Genomic DNA, 12,873 nt, shown 5'->3' on the forward strand with positions numbered 1-12,873 from the left:
AGCCTCAATTTCGCACTGACCATGCAATTCGAAAAACGGGGATGGACTTCGTGAACGTACGAAGCAAGGGAATTTCTGCTGCCCTCACTCTCGCCATGACCGGCGCCCTGTGCGGCGTCGGGGCGCAGGCGGCACAGGCGGCTCCGGCCCAGCCGGAGGTGCGTGCCGGAGCGGACGAGATCTGCGCGGTCCTGGGGATCGGCAGTGGCGCGGCGGGCCTCAGCAAGGCCCTGGCCAAGGGCGCCTCGTGGGTCGGCATCGGCGCCAGCATCGGGTGCTACGCCTACACCAAGGCGAAGGAGGCCACGCCGGCCGAGAAGCGCGCGGCCATGATCAATTCCTACAAGAAGTACCAGGCCATGAGCGACCTCAAGAAGCTCGACGCGCTGGGCTACTACTGCCGGAAGAAGGAGAGCGGCGGTGGCGGCGGCACCGACGTCGCCCCCGTCGACAGCCCGACGGTGAAGGTGGGCTGGCGCGACATCAAGATGAAGGGCGTGACGTACAAGTGCACGGCCAACAGGGACTGACCGGCCGCCGCGGACCGGGCTACGGAGAACGCCTGCTGTTCTCCGTGGCGCTGGTCGTGGTGAGCCTGCTGTGGATCACGCAGGACATGGCGACATGGGCGACGGCGCTGTGCGGCGTCGGCGCGGCCGTGGGGGCGCTGGGCGTTCTCTATTTCGGCTGGCGTTATGTTCGCGCCCGTGGGAATTCACGCTGACTGAATTCTTGAGTCGCTTCTTTTCGGCACCGCATCGCACTCGAACCAGACTGTCTTTCCGAGCCGGGCTGCGAGTGGGGTCCACCCCCACCGGGCGGTGACGGCGTCAACGATCACCAGGCCGCGCCCACCCTCGGCGAGGTCGTCCACAGCTGTGGACTGCGGAGGTCGCGGGCACCTGTCCGTGACCTCCACGCGCATCCCGCGCCCGTCCGGCCGCCGCATCATCAGCACCGCGGCGCGCCGGTCGGGCGTGTGCCGTACGACGTTGGCGACGAGTTCGGTGAGAGCGAGCGTGGCAGGCTCGCACAGCTCGGGCATTTCCCAGGCCTGGAGATACGTCCGCAGGATCCGGCGCAGATGCCGGGCGGAGTGGGCACCCAGGGTGAAGTCAGTGCCGTACCTGGTGCCAAGTCCTGGCCACGGCTGGTGGGTTGCGTGATTCATGCCTCCAGCTTGGAGTCGTGCGGTTACTCTCGGCTACAGATCGAAATGAACGCCGAGCTGCGTTCTGACCCGGGGGTGACCGCGCTATGCCCAACATCCGCCGACTCGACCCCACCGCCTCGCCGTTGGACTACTTCGGCTCGGAGCTCCGCCGGTTCCGGGAGAGTGCGGGGCTGTCCCAGAAGGAACTCGGGGACTGCATCTTCTGCACGGGCTCGCTGGTGGGCCAGATCGAGACGGCGCACAAGGTCCCGACCAGGGAGTTCGCGGAGCGGGCGGATGCGGCGCTGATGACGGACGGTTGTTTCGCGCGGTTGGTGGGGCTGGTTCTGCGGAGCCAACTCCCTACGTGGTTTCAGGCGTATGCGGAGATGGAGGGCAACGCCTCCTACGTCTCCACGTACCAGTGCCAGCTGGTGTACGGGCTTCTCCAGACGGCGGACTATGCCCGGGCCGTACTGGGTGTTGAGCAGAAGGAGAAGCTCGACGAGATGGTGGCGGCCCGGATGGAACGGCAGCGCGTCCTGGAGCGCGAGCAGCCGCCGGTGCTGTGGACGGTGCTGGACGAGTCGGCGCTCTACCGGGAGGTCGGCAGTCGCGACATCATGCGAAACCAACTCGCCCACTTGTTGGACCTCGTCGGGAAACCGTGGACGCACCTCCAGATCCTGCCGTTCTCAGCCGGCCAGCACTCCGCGATGATGGGCTCCTTCACCCTCCTGCGGTTCGATGACGATCCGGACATCCACTACAGCGAGAGCTACGACCAGGGCCACATGACGGCCAATCCTCAGGTCATCAGGGAACGTTCGGTCGGTTACGCTCGCCTCCAGGCCGATGCCCTGTCCGAGAGGGAGTCGGCGGCTCTGATCGCCCGGGTGATGGAGGAACGCTATGGGAAGCAGCCTGGACCTGGCGCGTGCTCAGTGGCGTAAGTCGTCGTACAGTGGGAGCAGCGGCGGCGAATGCGTAGAGGTCGCCCACCTCGGGACTCCTGGAGTCGGCGTGCGCGACTCTAAAAACCCCGAGGCCGGGATACTCACCCTCTCTCCGGAGGCTTACGTCGCCTTCGTCGGCTACGTCAGCGCGTGAAGACCAAGTACTTACACGCGCCGTACGTAGTCGTGTTGACGTTGCCGCCCGACGTGGGGTCGGGGTAGACGCGGGTCAGGTGATGAGCCGGCCCTGTGCGTCGTAGGTGTACGTCCGCTTGCTGCCGTCGACTTCCGCCACTGCCGACAGGTAGCTCTGGCTGGTGTAGACGTACGTGACGCGCTTACCGTCGGCGAGGGTGACGTAAATCAGGCGTCCCGTGCTGTCGGTGGCGAAGGTGGCCGTGCGACCCTCGGCGTCGGTCACTGAGGCTATGCGTCCGGTTGAGGTGTAGGTGAGCCGCAGGCCCTTGCCCGCCGCGTTCACCATGCCGGCAAGGCGTCCAGTCGTGTTGAACGTGCGGGAGGTGCCGTCCTGTGCGGTGAGGGAGTACCCCGCGCCCGTAACTGCTTTCAGGGTGTAGGGCGCACCCTGCGGTGTGGTGTACGAGCCGTCGGCCTGTCGCGTGAAGACGACGTCTGTGCCGTCGGCGTCATCAAGGGTCACAGTGTTCGAGGCCAGGACGAGTCTGGACTCGAGAGTGAGCCTCCAGCCCTTGCCCAGCAGGCCCGACGGGGCTTCCGGAGCCCAATGGTAGAAGCGGGTCAGACTGAAGGGAAAGCCCTGACTGGGGACCTCGACGTCCACCGCCCGCACATCGTCCGCCGCCTGGCGTACGGCTTGCTGTTGCTGACTGCGCGGCTCTGCCGTGGCTGTCTGCACGGCAACGCCGCCGAGTGTCACCAGCGCCCCACCGACAGCGATGAACGCCTTGGGACGTATGCCTAACGCCATGATTCTCTCCGTTTCCACCGAGTTGGTGCCAAACTTTATCGCCGCCACGATGCGAATCGCATCTGAAATCACAATCTGGCTGAATTGATAGAGTGGGCACTGGGTTCTCCCTTCCAGCGACCGGCGCCTCGGTACAACGCGAGGTGCTTCCCAGGCCGACCTGGCCTGGGAAGCACCTCATCTTTTGCACGATGGCTCACTCACCGGAATCGAGAGATCCGATCAGCTGGGGCCGTCAGCTGAGCTCTATGCCTCGCTCCCGCAGAATCCGGAGGGCGTCCTCCATACACTCTGCGGGAGACACGGCGTCAACGCGGATCGGCGCGGCAGTCAATGCGCCACCGGTCACCACGAACGTCCATCTCCGAGCATCAGGCTCCTGGCGCTCACCATCGATCTTCACTATGGCCACGAGACCACGGCGCCCCAGGGCAGCGAGCACGTCGAGCACCCGCATCTCGGCTTCTCGGTCAGAATCCACGGAGAGCCCTCGCAATCTCTTCCACAGTGGACAGCCCGCCCGTGGCGACGCTGCTGATGACTCTGCGGATCTCACCCGATGACGGCCCCGGAATGATCACGTTCCGATCCAGCAGTTCCTCGACCACCGCTTGCGCGGTGCGCTTGTTGCCATTGTCAAACATGTGAGAGCCGGCAATGTCACGGATGTAAACGGCTGCCTTCTCCTAAAAGCCATGGTAGCGACTAGCATTAATGGCCGTGCTCTCTGGAGAACCGTGCAGCAGGACTCCCCCGCCAAAGCGGGCGTTGATGGCGTAGATCTCTCTCGCGGCCAGGCCCCTCTTGATGCCGTCGAGCACCAGGCGAGCAGCCGTCCACTTCCCACCGCCACTAACCGGGAAGGGCACCATGCTGCCGTACAGGCCGACGTTGTACGCCGGCGGGCAGACGACTTCGGCTCCGGTGAGGTAGCTGAAGCCGCCGAGGCTGAGGCCGTCGAAGATGCCGAGGCTGGTCTGGCCGGTGACCTCGATGGCTTTGTTGGTGACCTTGTCGGAGAGGTTCTTGGCCGACTGGGACGCGGGCGGCAGGGTTGCGGTCTCGCGGTCCTCCTTGTCGCACTCGGTGTTCCAGCCCCAGGTGTAGCCGACGATCAAGCCGGTGACGATTCGCAGCGCGCATATATGGCACCGTCCTCCTGGTGCTGGACCACGAGGACGGTGCCATCATCCCTTCAGCGCTGCCCTGCAGGGGGTCAGTGGCCGCCTTCAAGCCGATCACGCGCCACGTCCCGGACTTTGCTCCAGTCGTCCGATTGGAGCTGTTCAAGTACGGACCTCGGAACGCGCTTGTGATTGGCGACAGTCAATCTGACGGATTCGTCAGGGTCTGTTGCCAAGTCCGTCAGAATCTCCGGAGTCAACTTACGTTTCGTGGCCACTACGTACCTCACCCTAGGATCAGGGTCGGTTGCGAGCACCCGGAGGATCTCCAAGGGGACCGTCTTGTTGTGCGCAACCCAGAAACGGGCTTCTGGATATTGCTCAACAACTTCTGTCCACACTTCGAGGGACGCTGACTCCGCGCTTGCCCTACGGTATTCTTCCGGGTCGTCGCTGAAGCGGAGTCTGATGAACTCTTCCGCTGACTCAATCATTTTCCTACCCCCCTCAGCTGGCTCCAGGGGATGAATCGGCCGGTCTCGCCCTTCCATTTGTTGAGCATGCGATCACCGTAACGGTCCGCGTCAAAAATCCACTCCAGTCCCTTCTTGGTCTCCTTGTACACCTTGAAGGCCGACTGCCCGTGGCCGGTGACGTCAACGGTCCACCACGTTTCGTCCGAGGCGCTCTTGTAGAACGTGGTCTTGAACGGCCCGCCCTTCATGATCTTCGAGGCACCTTGGGCAGTGAGAGTCCACAGGCCGCGTCCGGCAACCTCCGCTCCCTCGGCGGCCAGACGCTTGCCGCCGCCTTGGATGGGAAAGGGCACCATGCTGCCGTACAGGCCAACGTTGTACGCCGGCGGGCAGACGACTTCGGCTCCGGTGAGGTAGCTGAAGCCGCCGAGGGAGAGGCCGTCGAGGAGGCCGAGGCTGGTCTGGCCGGTGACCTCGATGGCTTTGTTGGTGACCTTGTCGGAGAGGTTCTTGGCCGACTGGGACGCGGGCGGCAGGGTTGCGGTCTCGCGGTCCTCCTTGTCGCACTCGGTGTTCCAGCCCCAGTTGCCCGAGAACAGGTCCTTCAGCTGGGTGGTGACGCTGCACAGGCCGCTCGGGTCGACGCGGCTGGTCGGCATGTTCTCCACGTAGGCGTAGGGCTGCGTGTAAGGCGTGTCCGGGTCGGGGGTGTAGGGGTCGGGGCGGGTGAAGCGGCCGGTGGCCGGGTCGTACTGGCGGGCGCGCAGGTCGAGGTAGCCCGTCGTGGTGTCGACGTAGGCGCCGGTGTAGCCGGGCCTGGATGCCGGGGCGCCGGTGGTCTGGCTGTCCAGGACCCGGCTGCCGAAGGCGTCGTAGGACCAGCGCTGGTAGACCTTGCCGGTGCTGTCGGTGACGTCGAGGGGTGAGCCCAGGGCGTCGTGGGTGTAGGTGAAGACGGCGCCGGTGGCGGTCTCGGTGGCGGTGGGCTGGCCGAGCGGGTCGTAGCGGTAGGACTGCTGGAGCTTCCCGGCGCCGTCGAGCTCGGTGGCGAGGATGGGCAGCGGGGCGTTGGGGTCCCACTGGAGGCGCTTGGTGACGGCGCCGGCCTTGCTGGTGGTGACCAGGTTGCCTTCGGCGTCGTGCTCGTACGTGTAGGCGGTGCTGTCGACGGTGGCCGCGGAGATCTGTCCGGCCAGGTCGTAGGTGTAGGTCTCGGCCCCGGCCTTGGTCTGGTTGCCTTCGCCGTCGTAGTCGTAGCTGGTGGTGGTGGAGCCCGTGGTCTTCGAGGTGAGCTGGTGGGCGGCGTCGTAGGTGTAGCTGGTGGTCGCCGTGCCGCGCGTCGAGGTGAGGCGGTTGCCCGCCTTGTCGTAGGTGTAGCTGGTGCTGCGGGAGTCGGCGCAGCCGCTGACCGGCGGCTGCGGGGCGCAGCCGGAGGTGATCCGCCCGGCCTTGTCATAGGTCAGGTCGAAGCCGCCTTCGCCCACTCCGGCTCGGGTGGTGTCGATGCGGGTGGGCTGCCCGGCCGGGGAGAGGGAGAGTGCGGTCTTGGTGACCACCTCTGAGGCCTTCGTGGAGGTGACGGACGTCAGTCGCGCGGCGGCGTCGTAGGTCCAGTCCTCGGTGAGGGTGTTGGGCAGTGTGCTGCGGGTGAGGTTCGCCTCCGCGTCGTAGGCGTAGCTGGTGGTCTTGGAGTCGGCGGCCATGCTGGCGGTGCGGCCGTCGGCGTCATAGGTGTAGGTGATGGTGTTGCCGTCGGCGTACTTGCGGGTCAGCATCCGGCCCGAATCGTCGTAGGTGTAGGCGAAGCCCCGGGTCTTGGTGAGGCGTCCGGCGTTGTCGTAGACGAAGTCCTCGGAGACGACGCCGTTGTCGCGCAGGGTCATCTGCCCGGCGGCGTCGTACTGGTAGGTGACGTCCGGCGTGGAGTCGGAGTAGTCCACCTTGGCCAGCAGGCCGCGGACGTCCCAGGTCTGGGTGGTGGTGCCCCGGGGCGTGGTCTTCTTGGTGAGGTTGCCGTCGGCGTCGTAGGCGTAGGACGTCTTGCGGTCGAGCGGGTCGGTGACCGAGTTCAGCCGCTGGGCTGGGTCGTAGCCGTAGGTGGTGACGTGTCCCGTGGGGTCGGTGCGCTGGACGCGGTTGCCGGCCTTGTCGTAGGCGTAGGTCGTCTTGCCACCGTCGGGAGCGGTCACCGAGGTCAGGTGGCCGAGGGCGTCGTAGCCGTAGTCGGTGGTGCGCTGTGCCGGGTCGGTGAGGGAGGTGACGTTGCCGAGGGCGTCATAAGTCCGCTTGGCGACGTTGCCGAGCGGGTCGGTCAGGCTGACAGGTCGGCCGGCGGGGTCGTAGCCGGTGGTCCAGGTGTACTTCGCCGGGGTGGCGCCGGAGACGTTGCCTCGGGCGCTGACCATCCGCACTTCGCGGTCGTCATTGTCGTAGGCGTAGGTCGTCTTGTTGCCGAGCGGCGTGGTGACGGAGGTGCGGTTGCCGGCGGCGTCGTACCCGTAGGTGGTGACCTTGCCCAGCGGGTCGGTCACCGACGCGAGCAGGTCGGCGGCCGTGTAGGTGTACTTGGTGACCTTGCCCAGCGGGTCGGTGACCTGGGTGACGTTGCCGTTGGCGTCATAGGCCGTGGTCGTGGCGCGTCCCAGCGGGTCGGTGACCTTGGTCGGCCGGTTGAGGGCGTCGTAGGTGGTGGTGGTCACGGCGCCCGTCGGGGCGACGGTCTTGGTGAGGTTGCCGGCCTTGTCGTAGGCGTACGTGGTCATGTACTTGACGCGGTCCGCCCCGGCGGCGTTGCCGTTGGGCGGGGAGACGGAGGCAAGGCGGCCTGCCTTGTCGTAGCCGTACGTCGTCTTTCCGCCCGCCGCGTCGGTCGCGGAGGCGACGTTGCCGTTCGCGTGGTAGGTGGTGGTCTCGACGGAACCGTCCGGAGCGGTCACCGAGGTGACGCGGTTGAACTTGTCGTAAGCGAAGGCGGTGACATCGCCCGCCGCGTCGGTCACCTTGGTCTGGTTGCCGTTCGCGTCGTAGTCGTAGGTGGTGGCGTTACCGGCGGGGTCCGTGGTTTTCGCCAGCCGCCCGGCAGCGTCGTAGGCGTAAGTGGTGGTGTACTTGGCCGGGTCCGCACCGGAGGCGTTGCCGCGCGGATCGGTGCTGGTGAGCACGCGTCCTGCCGCGTCGTAGGTGTAGGTGGTCTTCGCTCCGGACGGCGATGTGCGCGACGTCAGGTTGCCCTTGTCGTCATAGTCGAGCGAGGTGACCTTGCCTCGGGGAGAGGTGGTCGTGGCCACCTGCCCCAGCGTGTTGTACGTGAAGGAGGTCTTGCCCGCCGGGCCGTCGATGGAGGTCAGCCGCCGAGCCGTGTCGTAACCGTAGGTCGTCTTGGCGCCGCGCCCGTCCGTGTGGGTCGCGACGTTACGGGCGGAGTCGTACGTCCACGACTGGGTCACGCCTCCACTGGTGCGGCTCAGCAGGCCGCCGGAGGAGTCGTACGTCATGGTGGTGCGCCGGCCCGCCGGGTCCGTGACGGCCGTCAAGCGCAGCTTCGCGTCGTACTGGTACGACGTGACGTTACCGAGCGGGTCGATGCGGTTGCGCAGCACGCTGCCGTGGTACAGGTCGGTCCAGATGCCGCCGGCCGCGTCCTGGTAGTCGGTCTCCAGCGTGGCCCGGGAGAAGGTGGCCTTCTTGCCGTCGGCGTCGGTGTGCTCCTTGACGCGGCCGCTGCTGTCGTACTGGACCTGCATCGCCGTGCGACCTGCCGCGTCGGTGACGCTGGTGAGCTGATCCTGATCGTCGTAGTCGTAGGTGACGGTCCCGCCGTCGGTTCCCTTCACGGAGGTGAGCAGCCCGTCGGTGTAGCCGTAGTCGACGCTCTGACCGCCGGGAAGGTCGACTGCTTCCAGCAGGTGACTGGTCGGGTCGACCGTCAGCTTGACCACACGGCCTGCGGCATCCGTCACCGACGCGAGGTCCGTACCCGAGTACGCGAAGGTCAGACCCACACCGGCGGCGTCCCGCCAGCCGGTGAGCCGGCCCGTGCCGCTGAACGTGAGCTTCTCTCGTGTGCCGCTGGTCAGCGTGAACCCGTCGGTGGCCGAACCGGTCAGGGTCGCCGTGACACCGAGAGACGAGGCCGTGTAGGCGCCAGAGGTGGCGTTCTTGGTGAAGGTGATGCTGGCCCCGCTGTCGGCCGTGTAGACCACCTTGGTTTCCGACACCTGAAGGCGCATGTCAAAGGCGGAGGACCAGCCCTTGCCCAGGATCCCCGATGTCGTGTTGTTGGAGGAGTACGTCCGCCGCAGTGCGAATGGCACGCCAGGCGCGGGCAGTTGGGCGTCCACCTTGGCTTCCGTCTGGGCGCCGGTCGCCGTGTTGACAGGGTCGCCGATGTAGCCCTGGAAGATCGGCCGGCCTGTGGTGTCCAGGCAACCGCATCCGTATGTCTCTGTGACGGGAACGGTCACCGGCCGCCCCTCAGCCGCGATGTTCGGCCCCTTCGCCTCGGCGCTCCAATCCTTGGCGCAGCCCTTGCCCAGTGGGTCAGCATGCGTTCCCCGGTCGGCGGAAACGGCGATCTTCATGTAGTACTCGACGCCCTGGGTCAGGATCGTCGGGTCGGAGACACCCCAGTTGAACGTCTTCCCGGAAGAGTCACTCGAGCCATCCGGGTCCGAGTCGCACCACTGCTTGATCAGCTTGTTGTCCGAGGCTCGGTACAAGGCCCTGTAGATCGACTCGGTACCCACAGGGGTGTCGTACTTGACGTCTCCACGTCGAAACCGAACCAAGGATGAGGGGCAACCCGCAGGTTCGTCGGAGGTCCCAGTGCTGCCGCAGCAGCAGGGCCTCGCTCCGGCTTGACGCCCTTGGCATCGGGCGCGGCGGCGTCACTCTCCAGAGTCCGCTTTCCCGGGAGACTGATGCTCGTCCCGGGTGTCTTCGGCTCCTGCAATTCCTCGACCTGGGCACGCCGTTCGTCAAGCGTCATAGGACGCTCAGGCTTCAACGGCTTCGACGTTTTGGCCGCCGGAAGGCCCTTCACTGTGACGACCCCGCCCGCGGCTGCCACGCTTCCTGCCGTCAGGATGCCCCCGCCCAGTAACGCCAGGAGCACCGAGAGAACTATCAATGATCTAGCGGTACGCACCGCTACCCCTCCCCTTCGCCTTCACAAAGAAGGCACATGATCTGCAAAGGGGAGAGTCGTATCACGCCAGACGTGTACACGCCAACCGTCGAGTGGCAATCCCTCACCGGTATATGAACAGGGGAATGTCCGAGCGTCACAAGGGGCGAGAACGTGTACCGGCACGGCGTCAGGCGGAACTCCGCTGTCTGACGTGCCAATAGCGGTGATCAACCCCGCTTTCGGCGAGGGTGAACGGTAATCCCGTGGGCCGTGCTGCCGGTGAGCCTGCGCCCTCTGGGAAAACCGAAAGATCGGCTAGATCTGGTCGAAGATCCTCACTTCGGCATGCTCAAGACAACACGTCGCCCGATGTGCCGAAAGGACTTCGAAAGAGTGGGCTCAGGTGAGCAGTGGCCCCGCCGACGTTGTCCCCGGCCGTTCATGCCGCAGGCGCTCGGCGGACGCCCATTGGTGGCTGGAGCACTCTGACACACGGGTGAGCCGGGCAGTAGGACGCGGTGTGAACCATTGCAGCGCGGTGGGACCGCCGCGTCAGCGGCTGTCCGCGACCGTCTGCGGACCCCGCTGGGGTTCCTCGGCTCTCGCCGGTCCCGCGTTCGCCGCCAGTAGCAGTGTCGCGACGGCGACGACGGCGGCGGTGAAGCCTCTGGCGTACCGCTCGGCGGTGCGTGTGCGTTCGAGCACGGCGACCTCGCAACTGGGGGCGGCGACTACGGCGGCAACGTATTAAGCAGGTTCGACACTCCGGCTTAACACTCCGTTTAACCTAGGGGCGGGTCAGGGCGAACGGCAAGAGGGGCAGGGGGGAGTTGGCGTGGGGGAGCGTGACGATCCGGGGGTCATCGGACGCCGGGTGCAGCGGTTGCGTGTCGAACGGGGACTGACGCAACGGCAGTTGGCGGAACCCGTGTACACACCGGCCTATATCTCCACCCTGGAGTCGGGCCGGGTGCGGCCCTCCGACGACGCCCTGCGGCATCTCGCCGGCCGGCTCGGCGTGGCCTTCGACGAACTCGCCACCGGGCGGCCGGCCCGGCTCGTCACGGAGCTGCGGCTGCGGCTGACCGAGGCCCAGCGCACCCTGGCCGTGGGCGAGACCGAGGCGGCGGCGGAACAGTACGCCGGGCTGCTCGGCGAGGCCGAGACGCACGGGCTCGCCGCGGAACAGGCCGCCGCGCTGCTCGGGCTCGGCGAGTGCGCCCTGGAGACGGGCGAGCTCGTGCCCGGCCGGCAGTACTTCGAACGGGCCGAGTCCTGCCTGGCCGGCGCCCCCCTGCCCGCCCGTGTCCCGGCCCTGCGCGGACGGGCCGTCGCGCACTACCTCGCCGGAGAGCTCCGGTACGCCGTCTACCTGCTGGAGTCCACCCTCGACGAACTGAACCGGGGCGGCCTGCACGACCCCGACGCCCTGCTGCTGCTCTACGCCAGCGCCATCGGGCCGTACATGGACATGGGCGCGCACGCCCGCGCCGCCCAGGCCGCCGAGTTCGCCCTCGCGCTCGCCCCGCAGTCCGGCGACCCGGCCCTGGTCGCGCGCATGCACCGCTCGGTGGCCCGCACCCTGGTCGCCGAGGGCCGCCTCGCCGAGGCCGACGCCTCGCTGGCCAAGGCCGCCGAGCTGTACCGCGGCCTGCAGATCCGCACCGAACTCGCCAACTGCCACTGGATGCGCGGCTACGTCTACGCCCAGGACGGCCAACTGGAGCGGGCCGAGGCGGAGTTGCGGGAGGCCCTCGGCATGCTGTCGGCCAAGCGCGCCGCCCTCTACAGCAGCCAGGTCGCCGTCGAGCTGGCCGACGTCCTCCACCGGCGCGGCAGGTCCGAGGAGGCGGCGGCCCTGCTGCACGGCGTGCTCGACGACCTGTCCCCCGAGCGCGGTGCCGTCCACTCCGCCGCCGCGCACCGGCTGCTCGGCATCATCGCCGAGGACGACCGCCGGACCGAGGAGGCCGAGGAGCACTACGTGCGCGCCCTGAGCCTGCTGGAGCGGGCCGGCGCGGTCGGTGACCTGGCCGACCTGTGCCGGCTGCTGGGCGACCTGCTGCGGCGCACCGGGCGGGTGGAGGCGGCCCTGGACGCCTACCGGACCGGCCTCGGCCACCGTACGGCTCCCGGTACGACCACCCTGGGGCCCGCACCCGCACAGCCTCCCCTCTGACCGCTCCCCGCCCGCCCGGCCACCGCGCCGGGGCGATGGCCCCATGCACGTGTTTCGCCCCACCCGCGACGGGTAGTCGGCCACGGATCCGGGCGAAGCGGGCGAAGGAGGCGGTGGTCGTGCGGCCCACGGATGACCCCCGAGGCGCCTTCGGAGGAGACCCGGATCCCCTCCGCGCGAGAGGCGGCGAGGCGGACCTGGACGGGTACGGTGTCGCCGACGCGATCGCCAGGGAGGTGCGGGGCGCCGAGCCCGGGGAAGTGCCCGGGCGGCTGTGCGAGGTGGCCGTCGAACTGCTGCCGGTGACCGGCGCGAGCGTGTCGCTGCGCAGTGACGGCATGCCCCTCCAGCTGAGCGCGAGCAGCGCGCGGGCCGCGCACCTGGCGCAGATCCAGGCGACGCTGGGCGACGGACCCTGCCAGAGCGCGGTGGCGGACGGGGCGCCGGTGCTCGCCTGCGATCTCACGAGCGCCCGCGACGCCGGCCGCTGGCCGGTCTTCGCCGAGGAGGCGACCGCCGCCGGGGTGCGAGCCGTGTACGCGCTGCCGCTGGGCAGCGACGGGCTGTGCGTGGGCACCCTCGACCTGTACCGCGACAGCCCCGGCGGGCTCACCGACAGCCAGTTGTACGTGGCCCGTCTCGTGGCCGGCGTCATGACGGTGGCCCTCATGTCGCTGCCGCGCGGTGACGAGGCCGAGTCACCCGACGGGGAGGCATGGCTGAGCGGGCTGGCCGCGGACCAGGACCAGGTCTACCAGGCCGTCGGCATGATCATGGCGCAGCTCGGCGTCGGCGCCGACGACGCGCTGGCACGGCTGCGAGGCGACGCCTTCGCGCACGGGTCCACCGCCCTGGAAGTGGCCCACGAGGTGATCACTCACCGGAAGCGCTTCGAGCGGGAGTGACGG

13 protein-coding genes are annotated in these 12,873 nt (G+C 67.8%); 6 read left to right on the forward strand and 7 right to left on the reverse strand.

What is annotated here, in order from left to right:
- The first annotated feature begins 41 nt into the window (after nucleotides 1-41).
- Both ABZ016_RS09620 and ABZ016_RS09625 read left to right on the forward strand, forming a co-directional pair.
- On the forward strand, nucleotides 42-530 hold the full coding sequence (locus ABZ016_RS09620) for a hypothetical protein (RefSeq protein WP_356916004.1): 489 nt from the start codon (nucleotides 42-44) through the stop codon (nucleotides 528-530).
- Nucleotides 509-724 carry a hypothetical protein gene (locus tag ABZ016_RS09625; RefSeq protein WP_356916005.1) on the forward strand — a complete coding sequence of 72 codons (216 nt, stop codon included), beginning with the start codon at nucleotides 509-511 and terminating at the stop codon, nucleotides 722-724. The genes ABZ016_RS09620 and ABZ016_RS09625 overlap by 22 nt, the downstream gene beginning before the upstream one ends.
- On the opposite strand, the gene ABZ016_RS09630 is transcribed toward ABZ016_RS09625, so the two are convergent.
- Nucleotides 716-1,171: an ATP-binding protein gene (locus ABZ016_RS09630; protein WP_356916006.1), complete on the reverse strand. Its 456-nt coding sequence runs from the start codon at nucleotides 1,169-1,171 to the stop codon at nucleotides 716-718. The genes ABZ016_RS09625 and ABZ016_RS09630 overlap by 9 nt on opposite strands.
- Nucleotides 1,172-1,257: 86 nt before the next feature.
- On the opposite strand from ABZ016_RS09630, the gene ABZ016_RS09635 reads away from it, so the two are divergent.
- Both ABZ016_RS09635 and ABZ016_RS09640 read left to right on the forward strand, forming a co-directional pair.
- The gene (locus tag ABZ016_RS09635; RefSeq protein ID WP_356916007.1) at nucleotides 1,258-2,106 is read left to right on the forward strand and encodes a helix-turn-helix transcriptional regulator; all 849 of its coding nucleotides are present in this window, start codon (nucleotides 1,258-1,260) and stop codon (nucleotides 2,104-2,106) included.
- Nucleotides 2,066-2,263, forward strand: a complete 198-nt coding sequence (locus tag ABZ016_RS09640; protein ID WP_356916008.1) for a DUF397 domain-containing protein — start codon at nucleotides 2,066-2,068, stop codon at nucleotides 2,261-2,263. Before ABZ016_RS09635 ends, ABZ016_RS09640 begins: the two co-directional genes overlap by 41 nt.
- 75 nt (nucleotides 2,264-2,338) lie before the next feature.
- Here the strand turns inward: ABZ016_RS09640 and ABZ016_RS09645 are convergent, their stop codons facing one another.
- The 6 genes from ABZ016_RS09645 to ABZ016_RS09670 form a co-directional block, all read right to left on the reverse strand.
- Nucleotides 2,339-3,106, reverse strand: coding sequence for a DUF6531 domain-containing protein (locus ABZ016_RS09645; protein ID WP_356916009.1), 768 nt, complete (start codon nucleotides 3,104-3,106; stop codon nucleotides 2,339-2,341).
- Nucleotides 3,107-3,293: 187 nt separating this feature from the next.
- Nucleotides 3,294-3,515: a hypothetical protein gene (locus ABZ016_RS09650; protein WP_356916010.1), complete on the reverse strand. Its 222-nt coding sequence runs from the start codon at nucleotides 3,513-3,515 to the stop codon at nucleotides 3,294-3,296.
- Between the two features lie 229 nt (nucleotides 3,516-3,744).
- On the reverse strand, nucleotides 3,745-4,176 hold the full coding sequence (locus ABZ016_RS09655; protein ID WP_356916011.1) for a hypothetical protein: 432 nt from the start codon (nucleotides 4,174-4,176) through the stop codon (nucleotides 3,745-3,747).
- A gap of 98 nt (nucleotides 4,177-4,274) precedes the next feature.
- Nucleotides 4,275-4,676 carry a hypothetical protein gene (locus ABZ016_RS09660; RefSeq protein ID WP_356916012.1) on the reverse strand — a complete coding sequence of 134 codons (402 nt, stop codon included), beginning with the start codon at nucleotides 4,674-4,676 and terminating at the stop codon, nucleotides 4,275-4,277.
- Nucleotides 4,673-9,403 carry a DUF6531 domain-containing protein gene (locus tag ABZ016_RS09665; protein ID WP_356916013.1) on the reverse strand — a complete coding sequence of 1,577 codons (4,731 nt, stop codon included), beginning with the start codon at nucleotides 9,401-9,403 and terminating at the stop codon, nucleotides 4,673-4,675. The genes ABZ016_RS09660 and ABZ016_RS09665 overlap by 4 nt, the downstream gene beginning before the upstream one ends.
- A gap of 935 nt (nucleotides 9,404-10,338) precedes the next feature.
- Complete coding sequence (locus ABZ016_RS09670) at nucleotides 10,339-10,491, reverse strand: hypothetical protein (protein ID WP_356916014.1); 153 nt, start codon at nucleotides 10,489-10,491, stop codon at nucleotides 10,339-10,341.
- Nucleotides 10,492-10,621: 130 nt separating this feature from the next.
- Between ABZ016_RS09670 and ABZ016_RS09675 the strand changes: the two genes are divergently transcribed.
- Nucleotides 10,622-11,965, forward strand: a complete 1,344-nt coding sequence (locus ABZ016_RS09675) for a tetratricopeptide repeat protein (RefSeq protein ID WP_356916015.1) — start codon at nucleotides 10,622-10,624, stop codon at nucleotides 11,963-11,965.
- A 113-nt stretch (nucleotides 11,966-12,078) separates the two neighbouring features.
- Nucleotides 12,079-12,870 (forward strand): GAF and ANTAR domain-containing protein, encoded by a 792-nt coding sequence (locus ABZ016_RS09680; RefSeq protein WP_356916016.1) that lies wholly within the window; start codon nucleotides 12,079-12,081, stop codon nucleotides 12,868-12,870.
- Nucleotides 12,871-12,873: the final 3 nt, after the last annotated feature.

This window comes from Streptomyces sp. NPDC006372 (genome assembly GCF_040612515.1).
GTDB lineage: Bacteria > Actinomycetota > Actinomycetes > Streptomycetales > Streptomycetaceae > Streptomyces.

Excerpts from the sequence above, each read along its gene's own strand:
- ABZ016_RS09635 (WP_356916007.1), top strand. The coding sequence starts at position 1,258 with ATGCCCAACATCCGCCGACTCGACCCCACCGCCTCGCCGTTGGACTAC.
- ABZ016_RS09640 (WP_356916008.1), top strand. The coding sequence starts at position 2,066 with ATGGGAAGCAGCCTGGACCTGGCGCGTGCTCAGTGGCGTAAGTCGTCG.
- ABZ016_RS09650 (WP_356916010.1), bottom strand. The coding sequence starts at position 3,515 with ATGCGGGTGCTCGACGTGCTCGCTGCCCTGGGGCGCCGTGGTCTCGTG.
- ABZ016_RS09630 (WP_356916006.1), bottom strand. The coding sequence starts at position 1,171 with ATGAATCACGCAACCCACCAGCCGTGGCCAGGACTTGGCACCAGGTAC.
- ABZ016_RS09660 (WP_356916012.1), bottom strand. The coding sequence starts at position 4,676 with ATGATTGAGTCAGCGGAAGAGTTCATCAGACTCCGCTTCAGCGACGAC.
- ABZ016_RS09620 (WP_356916004.1), top strand. The coding sequence starts at position 42 with ATGGACTTCGTGAACGTACGAAGCAAGGGAATTTCTGCTGCCCTCACT.